General features: G+C 39.4%; 10 protein-coding genes. 3 read left to right on the forward strand and 7 right to left on the reverse strand.

Going from position 1 to position 15277, the window contains the following annotated elements; translation table 11 throughout:
• Positions 1-49 precede the first annotated feature (49 nt).
• The 4 genes from H5201_RS14750 to pgi form a co-directional block, all read right to left on the reverse strand.
• Positions 50-2671, reverse strand: a complete 2622-nt coding sequence (locus tag H5201_RS14750; RefSeq protein WP_182761277.1) for a TonB-dependent receptor — start codon at positions 2669-2671, stop codon at positions 50-52.
• Positions 2672-3687: 1016 nt separating this feature from the next.
• Positions 3688-4398 (reverse strand): 6-phosphogluconolactonase, encoded by a 711-nt coding sequence (gene pgl / locus H5201_RS14755; protein WP_149982816.1) that lies wholly within the window; start codon positions 4396-4398, stop codon positions 3688-3690.
• Positions 4399-4400: 2 nt separating this feature from the next.
• Entirely contained in the window at positions 4401-5873 is a 1473-nt protein-coding gene (gene zwf / locus H5201_RS14760) for a glucose-6-phosphate dehydrogenase (RefSeq protein ID WP_145240983.1), read from the reverse strand.
• 302 nt (positions 5874-6175) lie between these two features.
• On the reverse strand, positions 6176-7822 hold the full coding sequence (gene pgi / locus H5201_RS14765) for a glucose-6-phosphate isomerase (protein ID WP_182767865.1): 1647 nt from the start codon (positions 7820-7822) through the stop codon (positions 6176-6178).
• A 349-nt stretch (positions 7823-8171) separates the two neighbouring features.
• Between pgi and H5201_RS14770 the strand changes: the two genes are divergently transcribed.
• A complete protein-coding gene (locus H5201_RS14770) occupies positions 8172-9200 on the forward strand; it encodes a LacI family DNA-binding transcriptional regulator (protein WP_182718416.1) in 1029 nt (342 codons plus the stop codon).
• A gap of 81 nt (positions 9201-9281) precedes the next feature.
• On the opposite strand, the gene H5201_RS14775 is transcribed toward H5201_RS14770, so the two are convergent.
• The 3 genes from H5201_RS14775 to H5201_RS14785 form a co-directional block, all read right to left on the reverse strand.
• Positions 9282-11531 carry an aminotransferase class V-fold PLP-dependent enzyme gene (locus tag H5201_RS14775; RefSeq protein WP_182718417.1) on the reverse strand — a complete coding sequence of 750 codons (2250 nt, stop codon included), beginning with the start codon at positions 11529-11531 and terminating at the stop codon, positions 9282-9284.
• 178 nt (positions 11532-11709) lie between these two features.
• Positions 11710-12783, reverse strand: a complete 1074-nt coding sequence (locus H5201_RS14780) for an AI-2E family transporter (protein WP_182718418.1) — start codon at positions 12781-12783, stop codon at positions 11710-11712.
• Positions 12776-12994, reverse strand: a complete 219-nt coding sequence (locus H5201_RS14785; RefSeq protein WP_149982821.1) for a sulfurtransferase TusA family protein — start codon at positions 12992-12994, stop codon at positions 12776-12778. Before H5201_RS14785 ends, H5201_RS14780 begins: the two co-directional genes overlap by 8 nt.
• A gap of 133 nt (positions 12995-13127) precedes the next feature.
• On the opposite strand from H5201_RS14785, the gene H5201_RS14790 reads away from it, so the two are divergent.
• Both H5201_RS14790 and H5201_RS14795 read left to right on the forward strand, forming a co-directional pair.
• Complete coding sequence (locus H5201_RS14790; RefSeq protein ID WP_149982822.1) at positions 13128-13793, forward strand: hypothetical protein; 666 nt, start codon at positions 13128-13130, stop codon at positions 13791-13793.
• Position 13794: 1 nt separating this feature from the next.
• Positions 13795-15255, forward strand: a complete 1461-nt coding sequence (locus tag H5201_RS14795) for a M48 family metalloprotease (protein ID WP_182718419.1) — start codon at positions 13795-13797, stop codon at positions 15253-15255.
• The last annotated feature ends 22 nt before the right edge of the window (positions 15256-15277 follow it).

Consider the following 15277-nt stretch of genomic DNA (forward strand, 5'->3'; position numbering starts at 1 on the left):
CACAAAAAAGCCCCGAAAACGGGGCTTAATTATATATCTTAATCTTAATTTAGAAGCGGAAATCTACACCAATTGCATAAGTAGCTTCACCTTGGTAAGACCAAGCTGGATAGCCATCTTTAAGTGAAATTTTAGTTGCTTCGTTATCTGCATCTGCTGCAGCGTATTGAATGCTATCTTCTTCAAGTAAGTTTGTAGCAGCAAAACGCAATGTGAAGTTTTCAGTTAAATTATAACTTGCTGTTAAATCAAGTGTACCAAAATCATCGTGCCAGCGGTTTCCATAAAAGCCTGTTTCACGGATCATATACTCTGAACGCCAATTGTAAGCTAGACGTACAGAAACGTCATCATTCTCATAATAGCCGACTGCGTTAACTGTATGCTCTGAACTATCAGTGAAAACATCAATGCCATCAGAGAAATTATCCGGATCGGCAGAACTGTCAGCGAAGGTATAGTTAAACATGGTTCCGAAGCCACCTGCTAACGCATGTTGAATTTGGAACTCAACCCCTGCAATTTCGCCACCATCACCGTCTACTTGTGTGTTCACGGTCCAATCATCACATTTACAAACGGGGTCTGTAATGCCAATTTTTTGGTTACGTAATGTCTCAGACGTAGTGAAGTTACTAACATCTTTATAAAAAGCAGTAACTGCAACTAAGTTAGAGTCACCATAGTAATATTCAAAACCAATATCAGCCTGAGTTGCCTTAAACGGGCTAAGTGAAGGGCTTCCTTTTGTAACCGACTGATTACCTAACTGTGTATCGCCATAACCTGCTAACGATTGCGATGCAAACATATCTGAATAGTTTGGACGAGAGATAACTTGCGCAATAGAGAAACGTAAAATAGTATCTTGATTTATATCATATGCTAAGTTAAAACTTGGTAAAAGTTCACTATAATGACCTTGGTCTGTGTCGATTGTTGAGCTTAGGCCGTTATTTTGCGCAATCCCATTTGGGTCAACAAAAGTTGGATCTGGTGCATAAAAATCTGACTCCGCATATGTTGATACATAGCGCACACCAAAGTTACCGCGATAGGCTTCACCGGAAAAATTTGCCATTACATATACTGAAAGGTTTTCCTCTTCAACAGTACCAAAGCCAGAACGGTCTTCATACCAGTTTTGAACAGCCGCTAAGCCATTCGCTTTCATCGCGTTAATATTTGGTAGTGGAATTGTTAAATCTTGCATACCAGCAGTATCTGTACCACTCCAGTATTGCAAAGGATCAACGCTAACGTGTGCACCTTGTGCTGCTCGCAAAGATTCTCTTGTTACTTCATGGTTAGACCAACGAACACCTGTTTTAACGCTGGTAATGAAATCACTATCCAGCATCAAAGTTAAATCAGTTTGAAAGTATGTCTCTTTATCCTCATTTGGCGCAATTTGTGTTGCCCACTCTTGAAGACCTCTATCCGCCCATACTGTATCAATGTCATTTTCATTCCAACCATTCACAGCAATATCAATATCTGTATATTCACCAGTTGCATCAATTGTACCGTAAACATCTTCTGGAGAGCCGATAAAAGCAGCATGATTAAGAGTTAAATCAGTACCACCTTCAGCTTTAGTTGTGCCTATTTGTGTTTCAAGTTTAAAATTATCGCTAACGTAATCAAACGATAAATCGATTGTTTCTGAATTCATTGATGCAAAACGAGCGAATGTTTGCAAGAACGTTTGTCCAGCTGGATTAGCTGCATTTGTTTCACGGACTAAACATGCACCGGCATCGTTAAATTGTGAGCAACTATCAGTATTAGAGAAGACAAAAAGACTGTTGTTATTATTATCTGCACTTAAGTCTAAATTCATATAATGTAGAGCGAAGCTCATATTATCTGTAGGTGAATATTGAGCTGTAAAATCTACTGCAGTACGCTCACGATTTTGCTCAAAATAGTTAGCAGACTCTGCACCTGCCCATGCGTAAGATGCTTCATTACCACGGCGCACATATGTTGTATCTTCCCATGCAACAGCGGCAAGAACACCAAATGTTTCTTCATCATTTTTCCAGCTGTAGAGGCCTGAAATTGCAGGATCTGTTTCGCTAGAAGCCGTTGAATATGTGCCCTCAGCTGAAATAAATGCAGTGCCAGAATCTAGATCCAGTGGTTTACGAGTAATAACATCAACCGAACCACCAACACCACCTTCAAGTAAATCTGCTTGAGAAGATTTATATACTTTAATTTCAGAAATCATCTGTGGTGGTAAAAGTGTGTAATTAAAGCTACGGTCAATTGCTTGTTGGTCATACCAACCTGTAGAAGCAACATTTTGACCATTTAATGTAGTCAACGTTAGTTGATTAGATGCGCCACGGATAGAAACTTGCTGCCCTTGACCAAACTGGCGATTAACTGCAACACCAGGAATACGACCTAAAGCTTCACCTACATCACTATCTGGAAACTTGCCAATATCCTCTGCTGATACAGCATCTACAACGCCATCAGCAAACCGTTTAGTATTGATTGATGCCTCTAAAGAGCGACGAATACCACGTACTTCAATGACTTCTACGTCTTCTTGAACTTTTACTTCGTCAGCTGCATAAACAGCACCAGTGAATCCGGCACTCATTACAAGACCGATATTTACTGCTAATAAGCTTTTTTTAAAATTTTTAGCTAACACAGGATTCCCCTTGAATCATTTTGTTGGTTTTATTTATCACTTCTGCCCAGTGATGATGACAGCGTTGTCATCCAGTAACAAACCATACACTCTAAATTACATTTGTGCTACATCTTTTTAGCCGTTTTGTGCAAAAAAATAGCTATAAAAATACTAACCAATTGAATATTAATAGATTAAAAAAATAGAGTTTATAAATTGTTACAGTTTTACGGCGGGAATATAGCATGGTTAAGTTCAAAAACAGAAAACCAAATGCACTGTTTTAGGTAATTTTATGATTTTAGATAAGTCTTAGTGTAAAAAAAACGTTCCACTTTAACTATACAGAAATGATATTTCGCTTATTTGCTGATAAGAATATAACTTTAGCTGGATGAAAAAAACACACCTTTTCACATTAATATTGTAGATAAATTAGGGCAAATAATTTATCAAGGGGAATTTATTAATAGTTATCAACACCAATGACAGCGTTGTCATTTTTGTATTTTAAAGAGTTACGCTATTAATGTCTACCTTTATTTCCCCCCAATAGCCTACCCTTTTCATTGAAAATTTTAGAGAGCTATAGTGATCAGTGAAAATTACTCATATAATTGTTCTATATGGATAATTTTTAATGTAGTTAGTGAAGTTTTTTAAACCACTAAGATCCTCATGTTTTTAATAAAGTAGGCATAAGTAGCCACATTTCAACAAACAACTAGTTAACTCACACTATTTGTGAGGCTTGTTATTTAGTGAAGATAAGTCACTGGCAGATAGATCACATTACGCTCCAAACTTAATAATTGCCGGGCGTTATATAATACCAATCAACTTAAATATTTAACCATTCTAGCGAAGCTATAAATGGTCAGTAACTTAACACGATTGTATAACTGTTGTTTTCGATAAAAATAAATAAGCGAAAATAATAAAGATCTTGCAAGTGCGATACAGATAAATTTAGAAGAGAAACAAAAATGCAGGCTTTATAGCCTGCATTTTAAAGTTTGGGTCGATTGGGGTCGTTACGGAGCCCAATAAACTTCAATATTTATTGTTGGGTGATTTAAAACTGCACGTAGTGGCATGTCGTTTTCATCTCCACCGGCTTTTGCTGCTTTATATACAGCAAGCTTTTCTTCTCCACTGATCAGTAACTTAACCACTTTAGACTGCGCAATCGCTGCTAAAGTTAACGTCATACGTTCGGTAATATTCCCTGTTACTTCACTTTCTATAGCATTAATTGCACATACCAATTGTGATGTTTCAAGCCCTTGCTGTAAACCGCCCGCATGTGGAAATAATGAAGCGGTATGACCATCCGGTCCCATGCCTAATATAGTTACATCAAATGGACGTTTCAGTTGTTGGTACGCAGCTTCACATTCTGCACTACCCTGTTGGGCAGTCTCGGCATTGTTTTTCATAGTAATGAAGTTAGCTGCCGCCCCATGATTTTGTAATAACGTGCTCTTAATAAACGCTTCATTACTTTTTTCATGTGCTGCATCAACCCAACGTTCATCAACCATAGCAACATCTATCTTTGCCCAATCTAATGCTAGATTAGATAAGTGCTTATAAGCGGGTGCAGGTGATGAACCACCTGATACCATCAGTACGGCACGGCCATCAGCTTCAATACCGTTGACTAAACTTTGTTCAAGTGTTGTAGATAACTCAGCGGTTAATGCATCTTTTGAATCAAAAAATTTCTCTACGATGGTTGCCATTGTTATGCCTTATCGCCAGTGTTAAACCAAACATGGTTATTTTCAGCTAATAGTTCATCAGCATCATCAGGCCCCCAGCTACCAGCACGGTATAAAGCAGGCTTACCTTTTTCTTGCCAGCGCTCGATAATTGGGTCAATCCATTTCCAAGCTTGACGTACTTCATCACGATGAATAAACAGGGATGGATTATTTGCAGCTGCATCTAACATCAAGCGCTTGTACGCATCTGAATGGAAACCATTGCTATAAGCTTGCGATAGCTCAATGTTCATGGTTACCGGCTCTAATTGCATCTCTAAATTATCAAGACGCTTTGACATCAAGGTTAATTGAATTGTCTCTTCAGGCTGAAGGCGTATAACCAAACGGTTTGGTTCAATATTGCCAACATTATCACCATAAACATTGTGTGATACTTTTTTGTATTCAACGACAATTTCGGCACAACGTTTTGCCATACGTTTACCTGTACGAAGGTAAAATGGCACGCCCGCCCAACGCCAGTTATCAATATGCGCTCGAATAGCAACAAATGTTTCTGTTTTACTTGAACCTTCATTTAACTCTTCTAAGTAACCAGGGACAATTTTGCCATCCAAATCACCGGGTACATATTGACCACGAATGATGTTGTCATCTACATCCGTTGCAACAAGTGGGCGCAATGATTCTAATACTTTCAGCTTTTCGGTGCGGATGCTGTTTGCATTAAGTTTATTTGGTGATTCCATCGCGACTAAACATAACAATTGTAATAAATGGTTTTGCACCATGTCACGTAAAGCACCGGCTTTATCATAAAAACCAGCACGGCTTTCAAGGCCAACAGTTTCAGATAAGCTGATTTGAATATTATCGATTGATTTAGCATCCCACATATTTTCAAATAATGAATTTGAAAAACGCAGTGCCATTAAGTTTTGTACCGTTTCTTTACCTAAGTAATGATCAATACGGAAGATTTGCTCTTCGCTAAAGTATTCAGCAATTTTTGCATTGATCTCTTCTGCTGAATTACCGCAATAACCAATTGGTTTTTCAACAACGACACGTGATGTAGCAGTGATCAGACCTTTGCTAGACAGTATTTCACAGCAGCTACCATATACCGCAGGTGGAAGTGATAAATAGAACACCCGAGATTTGTCTGCATCGTGCTCATCTAGTATTGTTTTTAGTTTATCCCAATCATCGTCTGCTTCGGTTACATTCGTGACTACTGGCACCAAACACGCTGAAAAAGCTTTCCAATCTTTGGCATTAAACTCACCTTTACCTAAAAATTCTTTTAGCGCTTGATGAGCTGTTTCTATGTATTCCGCACGTTTACTTTCTTCACGAACCGTCGGTAAAATACGCGAACCTTGTGGAAGGTTGCCTTCTTGATATGCGCGATACATTGCAGGTAATAATTTGCGTAATGCAAGATCACCACCGCCCCCAAAAATTACAATATCAAAAGGATTTAACATAATTTACTCTCTACGTTTGCTATGCCCAGTTGTCAACTATCCACTATTGATAGTGCGGGCATACATTCTTGTTGTTTAGTTGATGTCAGCTTTTTGGCATCGTACTCGAGAAAAAGCCTGTTGAATTCGCTTGTTTTTATCGCTGAATATTGATTCAGCTGTATTCATTTCAAACTGGTAATTAAATGAGTCTTAGGGGCTCTGTATATCCTCTCACAAATATACAGGCCCTAAGAACTCCAGCGCTACCCGTTCAAAGGTATTTGGTTACACAGTACAATTGATTGTGCTGTGCGAATTTTTTACTGCGCTCGACGTTGTTTATAATAGCTCATTAAGCCATTTGTCGAACTATCATGTGGATGGTTTATATTATCATCCAGTAACTCAGCTTCAATTTTTGAGGCTAAACCTTTACCAAGTTCAACACCCCATTGATCGAAAGAACAGATCTCTAAAATGATGCCTTGGCAGAAAATTTTATGCTCATATAAGGCAATTAATCGCCCCACCGTTTTTGCATCAACCGTATCTAACAGCATTGATGTTGTAGGACGGTTACCACGGTGGATTTTATGATTAATTAGCGCGGCTATTTCAGCCTCTGATTTGCCTTTTGCGGTTAAATCAGCGCGAACTTGCTCGGCATCAACCCCCATCATCATCGCTTCTGTTTGTGCAAAAAAGTTCGATAATAAAATGTCGTGATGCTGACCAATATTAACCTGAGGTTTAATAGAGGCAATAAAATCAGCTGGTACAATCACATTGCCTTGGTGCAAACACTGATAAAAAGCATGTTGACCATTAATGCCGGTCATACCCCAAATAATCGGCACTGTAGTATACGGTACGGTATTACCCGCAAAATTAACGTGCTTACCATTACTTTCCATTTCACCTTGCTGCAAATAAGCTGGCAACATGTGTAATGCTTGATCGTAAGGTAAAATAACCTGTGAGTCGAAACCTAAAAAGCTGGTATTCCATACGCTCAACAAAGCCATTAACAATGGTACATTTTCTGCAAATTCGGCCGTTTTAAAGTGTTCATCAACTTCAAAAGCGCCTTCAAGAATCGCTTCAAATGCATCAAAACCTAAATATAATGCAATTGGTAAGCCTATCGCACTCCATAATGAAAAGCGACCACCTACCCAATCCCACATTGTGAATACATTTTCATCAGCAATACCAAACGCTGCCGTTTTTTCTAAATTAGTGCTCACTGCAACAAAGTGCTTAGCAATGGCTTGCTTGTCATCGGCTGACTCTAAAAACCATGCAACGGCGGTTTTTGCATTGGTCATGGTTTCAGATGTAGTAAAGGTTTTTGACGAAATCACAAACAAAGTTGTTTCAGGATCGATGTCTTTCAATACTGACGCAATTTGTACGCCATCAACATTTGAAACGTAATGTACTTTTAATGAGTCATCTGCATAGCTTTTTAGTGCTTCCGTGGCCATTTGTGGGCCTAAGTTTGAACCACCAACACCAATGCTCACAACATCTTTCACGGCTTTACCGGTATAACCTAACCATTGCCCGCTACGTACTTCTTCAACGAACAACTTAATTTTTTGTAACTCAGCGTTAACCACCGAACTTACATTCTCGCCATCTACAACTAATGATGATGCACTACGGTTACGAAGTGCAGTATGAAGCACGGCTCTATCTTCGGTGATATTAATTTTTTCACCGCTGAACATTTTATCTCGCCAGTTAGCGATATCGCACTCTTGTGCTAAAGACAGTAACTGTGTCATCACACTGTTATCAATCAATTGTTTTGAATAATCAAATAAAACACCTGGGATCTGAGTCGAAAATTGCTCGAATCGCGTGCTGTTATTGGCAAATAAATCTTTAAGATGAACTTCCTTCATCTTATTTGCACTTACTTGTAATGCTTGCCAACTAGCTAACTGTGAACGACAACTCATTTTTAACATCCCCTTAAACTCGCAACAAACTGATTTATAACTATCTTTAGATTAAAAAAGTGTACTAATAGCGTATTAACTTACAAATAAATTTAACGATAAGTTAGAATGACAACGCTATCAACAAGCTAATTTTATATTTTACAATCGAGATAATAACGTACTTTTACTCATTTGACACCGGTATCATAAAAATTATCTCAATTATTTTACTGCTAATTTTACTGAACATTAGATACACTAACTGGTCTTGATGAAGAAATAATGAATAACACGTTTGTTAAGTCTACTTAGGTGTATTCTTATCAGGAACATATCAACACTAAAACAATAACCTAAAAGTAACTCTATGAAAGTAACTATAAATGATGTAGCGAGGCTCGCCGGGGTTTCGATGAAAACGGTTTCACGGGTAATAAATAAAGAACCATCTGTTCGTAAAAAAACTTACGATACAGTCATGGATGCTGTAAAAGAGCTGAACTATCAGCCAAATCTTGCAGCACGAAACCTAGCTGGCACGTCATCATTTACGGTAGGCTTAGTTTATGACAATCCTAATGCGTATTATGTGATTGATATGCAAAATGGTGTGCTTTCTCGCTGTAAAGACGAAGGCTATGAATTGGTGATCCATCCATGCACTTATACAGATGCAAACATGAAAGATGAATTTATCACCATGATAAAGCGCTCTCGCTTAGCTGGGCTTGTGCTTACACCGCCATTATCAGAGCAAAGTAGCATCACCAATTTACTCGATGAGTTAAATATTCATTACGTTAGGGTGTTATCTGGGCGACCATCAGATGATGATCAAGACACCTGTATTTATGTTAACGATTATAAAGCCGCGTATGAGATCACCACTCACCTTTTAACTCATGGACATGAAAATATTGGCTTTATCTGTGGCGATAAAGAACATAAATCGACGTCTGAACGCCTTGAAGGTTATAAAGCAGCGCTGGCAGATAATCATAAAGAATTTGATAAACGCTTTATTTACGATGGTAAATATTCGTTTGAGTCGGGTGTTGAAGGTGCAAAGCACTTGTTAGCCGAGAATAACACCTTGGCTATAACCGCTATATTAGGTGGCAACGATGAAATGGCCGCTGGCGCCCTATTTGCATCACGCTTAATGGGTATTGCTATTCCTGAACAGTTATCTATTACTGGCTTTGAGGATTCTCCTTTCTCTCGTCAGACATGGCCAAAGTTAACTACCGCTCATCAAGCAAACGATGTTATCTCTCAACATGCAGCACGGTTATTATTTACCAAAACTCGCGGTGCTCGTAACCAAGATAAAGACATCATCACATCATTTACACCATCAATTGTGATCCGTGAAAGTTCAGGGCCTAAACAGTAGCTACAGCCTTGACTGATAATAAATAAGGCGCTAAAAGCGCCTTATTTATTATCAGTCAATTGCCAGTCTTCTGCCCTGTTATTATAACAGTGCCATTCCACCGCTGAGATTATACACGTCAGTAAAGCCAAGCTGAGATAAGTTAGTTGCCGCTTGTTTTGAACGATTACCACTGCGACAAAGTAAAATATATTTACCCTGTGGGTTCAATTGCCTGTCCACTAATGCATTTGCCATTCTACTTAGCGGAATATTCATCACTCGCGCAGGGCTAACTGCAAATAACTGAGGAATATTGTTTGCCCCATGTTCATATGGTTCACGGGTATCAATTAAATAGACATCGCTTGCAGTTAACATATCTTTTGCTTGCACGGCGTTCAGTTCGTAAGCTCTACTGTATTTTAAACTGTCAGCATAACCACACAAAGTTGCAAATTTACATAAATTGTCTTCATCGCTGCGCTGCTTGTTGTTAGCAAATTCAGTATCACTTAGTTCATTGTTCAATAATGCATGCAATAACGGCGTTTGCTGCTGTTGAACTTGCCAATTAATAGCAAAACATTGCTGGTAGTCATGACCAGAACAAATAACTGTCGACTCTGCTAAGCATGTTGATAGTTGACGTAATGAGTGTGCCATAGCTAACGCATCCCCACCGTCAATTGCAGTATTACCAAGCCCAGCAGGCAGCAGCAAATCACCGCAAAAGCAAAATAGCACTTGTTGAGAGTTGTTACACCGCAATAAATAACTAACACTATCTTGGCTGTGCCCGGGTGTTGCTAAGCGCTCAATGGTGCATTCAGGTAATGCAATACTCGTTTGCTGCACTGGCCACCCTAATTCATGCTCGTCATGCAAACTGAATTTTAAGGCCTGAGCCAACAATGTAGTCGCACAGCATCGCTCTTGATGGGCATGTGTGTCTAAAATGGCTGCTACCGCTAAATTTTGTGTGTGTACTATTTTTTCAAGCCGCGGGATAAGCTCAATAATTGGGTCAATGATCACTGCTTGTTTATCTTGACTGACATACAACCAACAACACGCACCTTGATGTCTAAATTGTGTTAACCCTAATGCACACGCTTCTTGCTGTGGTGATGACGAATCTGAAACCACCAAACAATTAGCTTGTAATATTGGTTTAAGTGAACGAATACGCGCACAGGCAGTGGTTATTTCAGCCTGTGTTGTCGCCGGTCCAAATGATAAACGTATTGCATTTTCACTACGCCAATCACTCACGCCCATGGCATCTAACACAAAACTACGATTTGCGCCAGAGCTACAGGCTGAGCCACCACTGATACGAATACCTGCCGCATCGAACAAATCCATCACTTCTTTACTACTGAGTTCATCAACAGCAAAATTTAACGTTGTTGGTACTGACAATGCAAAAGTATGATTAAAGGTTATATTACCAAAGGTATCCACTAAAGCCTGATGTAATTGTTCACGATAGCCGTTTAACACATCGATTGATTTAAACGTATCGTTTGTTTTATCCAGCAATAAACAAAACAGTTTGTTAAGACCTGCGATGCCTGGCAGGTTTTCAGTACCGGAGCGCATGCCACTTTCTTGACCACCACCGGCAATAAATGGCGTATAGGCACTGCCTTGACGAATATACAACACGCCTATACCTTTCGGTGCGTAAAGTTTATGGCCTGAAAATGGCGCGTAGTCAATCGTTGTATCACTAAGGGCTAATGCGGTTTTCCCTAGCGCTTGTACGCAATCCACCATCCACGCAACTTCCGTGTTATGTGCTCGTATTACCTTTTCAATCGCTTTTAAATCTTGATAAACACCGGTTTCATTGTTAACTGCCATGGTACAAATCATCAGTGCATCACCAGCGTGTTGAGCAATAAAATCTAAATCTAAAAGGCCATCACTCGATACCGGGATCGCAAGCACGGTTGCGTTTATACCCAATACGGCATTCCAATGTATTAATGTATTAGGTACTGCTTTATGTTCAGTCGCGCCATACAGTAATACTGGGTTTGGTTTAGCATGCTCTTTAGCTGCTATGAGCGTAGACACGACAGCTGTTTGAATTCCTTCGGTAGCCCCAGAAGTGAATAAAATATCCCCCTGCTGTGCACCTATCACATCACGGGCTTTTTGACGTGTTTGCTCTAATAAGTGTTTAGCTTGAATACCGGTAATGTGTGAAGAAGAAGGGTTACCAAAGCAGATTTGCATAGTATGCGAAACAACCTCTGCAATACAAGGTAGCACCGGTGTTGTTGCGTTTGCATCAAGGTAAATTTGTGACGATGAGTCAGTAGGTAATATTAAATCAGACATTAAAAAACGCACCATATTACTAAAAGATATATCTTATAACCCATTCTACATAAAATTAATGGGTCGCGTAAGAATCAATTAGTCTCTCAAGTGCGTTTTCTATACCATTTGATACTATACCCAAAATACCTAAATCTTCAGGTGATTTAGGTATAAAGCTAATTAAACAAAGTTCGTGTTAGCTATGCTCAATCAGTTGTTCTTCTTGTTTCGTTGACCAAGCATTGAGTAAGGCTTTTACCAATGACGCTAGTGGAATTGCAAAAAACACGCCCCAAAAACCCCATAAGCCACCAAAAAACAGTACCGCAACAATAATAAATACCGGGTTCAGATCAACCGCTTCAGAAAATAGTAACGGCACCAGCACATTACCATCTAATGCTTGAATAATGCCGTAGATGATCAGTATGGTCCAAAACTGGGTTTCTAAACCAAATTGAAATAATGCCACGGCCGCAACCGGTATGGTAACAAGTGCCGCACCCACAAAAGGGATCAATACTGATAAACCCACTAATACGCCCAATAGCGCTGCATAACGTAAATCAAAAATAGTGAACGCGATAAACGATACTGAGCCTACAATCAAAATTTCAAACACCTTACCACGAATATAATTCATGATCTGTTGGTTCATTTCGTGCCATACCTGCAAGATTAAGCGTCTTTGTTTTGGAACGAGTTTTTCTGCACTTCTGATCAACTCCAGCTTATCTTTGAGCATAAAGAATACCAGTAATGGTACTAAAATAAGATAGATCAACCACGCCACTACATCTTTTAATGATGTCAACGAGACCGATAATAATACTTGGCCAAACTCAATTGCTTTGGCTTCAACACTGCTGACCACTGATTGTACTTGCTCTGCATTAATTAAACTGGGGTATTGCTCAGGCAAGTGCAGTAAAAAAGATTTTCCCTGCTCTATCATGTGCGGGCTTTCTTGCACTAAATTACTAGCTTGCTGCCAAAGTATTGGGCCCATGCCGATCACTAAGGTCAGCATCAACCCTGAAAAAATCAACATCACTATAATAGTGGCAGTAAAGCGATGTAAGCCAAAACCCTCTAAATGCGCAACCGGCCAATCAAGCAGATAAGCAATCACTAAAGCAATCAGCACAGGTACAATAAGTGCACCAAAGAAATAAAACATCGCCATTAAAGCGAGTAATAAAAACAATAAGGTCACTGAATGCGGATCTGAAAACTTCCTTTCGTACCACATTTTTACATATTCAAACACGATTTAGCTCCACGATTAACAATCCACGTTGTTGCTCTAATTTGTACTGATAATGATTTTTTTGCAAAAAGCGCTCCATATCTTTGGTAGATTGGTCTGCCAAAAGTGTAAATCTTATCGATTGCGCCGCAGCTAAAGCTTGGCGCAAAGCCAACTTAAACTGGATAAATTGCTGCGGGCATTTAAATCCGCGCAAGTCTTGCTCTAGCATAACCAATTATCTACCCTATAAAAATGAATAATACGGTCTTTATCAGTACTATTAATAACAAATGTAACTTTTTCTTAAAACACGCATCGCAATAGTTTATCCTTGTAGCATAGTTTGTAGTAAGGATAAGTTAATGTCTGGCACGCATAATAAAGCGCAACTACCCAGTAATCCAACTCTTAAAGAAATTAACTGGTATAAAAAACAAATAAATTGGGGTGAACTCCCACCCTTCTATCACCTTGTCGCCTCTTCAGTGAGCGAGTCGGAGGGGATATTAGAACACGGTTTTGATAATGCCGTGAAAAAAATAATTGATAGGCGCAATTGGAATCTCGATTTACTAGGAGGTCATGAAGACACTCTTGGGGAGATCCACTGTGAAAATAAGCCAAGAATTGCGTTGCATCAAGTGTTCACCGACCGAGGCTTTGAATTATGGGCACAACCCTACGCAAAAGACGTTACAATAGATAAATACGTTAAAGATAACCGCTTTATGGAGTTTAACGAGTGGGATCCAGTGTCAATGAAAAGTTTGATCCGGATTAACCAATTACATAAGTTTATTGGTTTTTACTTTGAACGTGGTGACAAAGCAGATAAGGCGCTTATTCTCCATGCACACAAGGTAGTACATAAAATCATTAGTTTTTTACAGCGAGAATTGAACGTTGTAAAGCTAGATGGGGTCACAATCAAAGAATTGTATCAATTGTGCGAACGAGATAGCAGAGCATGCAGTGACGAAATCGACATTGCTAAACTCATGCTAGGTGAAAACCATAACAAGGAATAAAATGCAGCTTAAATCAGCCTTTATTACATTATTCAGTACACTTTTAACATTTAGTGTGCTGGTAAGTGAGCCATTAAAGGCACAAACCAATTTTACATTGCCAGATCTTGGTACTTCAGCATTACAAGCTTTGCCGCTTGAAAAAGAACAAGCTATCGGAAAGGTGATGATGATGCAAATTCGTGGCTCATCACCGGTTGTTAATGATCCTGTGCTTGATGAATATTTAACCACAATTGGCCGTAAGCTAGTTGCCAATGCCAATGATGTACGCTTTCCGTTTTCATTTTTTTGGATCAACAATCCGGAAATCAACGCATTTGCTTTTTATGGTGGCCATGTTGGGGTGCACACCGGTTTAATTGCGCAATCCGATAACGAAAGTCAGTTTGCCTCAGTACTTGGTCACGAAATTGCCCACGTTACCCAGCGCCACCTTGCACGTCGCATGCAACAACAACAAGATAACAGCGCACTCACTATCGCCGGTATGATTGCCGGTATTTTAGCAACCGTTGTGTCTCCTGATGCCGGTATCGCGATTATCTCAGCCAGTCAAACACAAAGCGCATTTAGTCAACTCACTCATAGCCGCTCAGCTGAGCAAGAAGCCGACCGCATTGGTATGCAAACACTAAATAATGCAGGATTTGATCCTTACGCATCCAGTGAATTCTTAACTAAACTTGCTGCGCAAATTCGTTATAAATACAAACCACCAGCCTTTTTGCTGACTCACCCATTACCTGAGAGCCGCGTGTCTGATGTGCGCTTACGTGCACAGCAATTTGAAAAACGTCAACTTCCGGATAGCTTAGAATTTAACCTTGCCAAAAGCCGCGTGATTGCTCGCTACCACCAAACACCAGAAGCGGCTGAAAACTTCTTTAGAAAGCTCATACGTGAAAACAGTTTTTATAATAAAACAGCGCTTAATTATGGCTTGGGTATTAGTTTATTGGATCAAAAAAAGCTCGATGAAGCGGCGCCTATTTTAGACGAACTTTTAAAGTCTGATCCTAAAAATTTATTCTATATTGATACGCATACTGATCTATTGATAGCTCAGAATAAAGCCGCCGAAGCAGTAAAGTTTTTAGCCGCGTTGCATGAAAACCGTCCTAACAATCAAGTTATTACCTTAAACTATGCCAATGCTGCACTTGAAGCTGAGCAATACGATGTTGCAGTGCAAATATTAAAATCATTTTTACTCGAAAAGCCTGAACATAATTTAGGCATGCAACTTCTTGCAGATGCCTATAAAAAGCAAGATAACTTAGCCGCTTATCATGAAGCAAATGCCGACGTTCTTGCACAATACGGCGCCTACTTAAAAGCCGCTGACGAAGTACAAAAAGCACTCAATTTTGTAGAACCACAAGAGCTAATTAAACAACAACGTCTCAAAGCATTGTTAACGCAATACCGCCAAATGCAAAAAGAGCTCGCAAGGCTTTAAGTCTGGTGCTGCTTGGCCTAAA

This window comes from Pseudoalteromonas sp. SG43-6 (assembly GCF_014164365.1).
GTDB lineage: Bacteria > Pseudomonadota > Gammaproteobacteria > Enterobacterales > Alteromonadaceae > Pseudoalteromonas > Pseudoalteromonas rhizosphaerae.

What these genes read in the sequence shown, in the direction of transcription:
- pgl (WP_149982816.1), bottom strand. Translation starts at nt 4,398, where the DNA reads ATGGCAACCATCGTAGAGAAATTTTTTGATTCAAAAGATGCATTAACC.
- zwf (WP_145240983.1), bottom strand. Translation starts at nt 5,873, where the DNA reads ATGTTAAATCCTTTTGATATTGTAATTTTTGGGGGCGGTGGTGATCTT.
- pgi (WP_182767865.1), bottom strand. Translation starts at nt 7,822, where the DNA reads ATGAGTTGTCGTTCACAGTTAGCTAGTTGGCAAGCATTACAAGTAAGT.
- H5201_RS14770 (WP_182718416.1), top strand. Translation starts at nt 8,172, where the DNA reads ATGAAAGTAACTATAAATGATGTAGCGAGGCTCGCCGGGGTTTCGATG.
- H5201_RS14775 (WP_182718417.1), bottom strand. Translation starts at nt 11,531, where the DNA reads ATGTCTGATTTAATATTACCTACTGACTCATCGTCACAAATTTACCTT.
- H5201_RS14785 (WP_149982821.1), bottom strand. Translation starts at nt 12,994, where the DNA reads ATGCTAGAGCAAGACTTGCGCGGATTTAAATGCCCGCAGCAATTTATC.
- H5201_RS14790 (WP_149982822.1), top strand. Translation starts at nt 13,128, where the DNA reads ATGTCTGGCACGCATAATAAAGCGCAACTACCCAGTAATCCAACTCTT.
- H5201_RS14795 (WP_182718419.1), top strand. Translation starts at nt 13,795, where the DNA reads ATGCAGCTTAAATCAGCCTTTATTACATTATTCAGTACACTTTTAACA.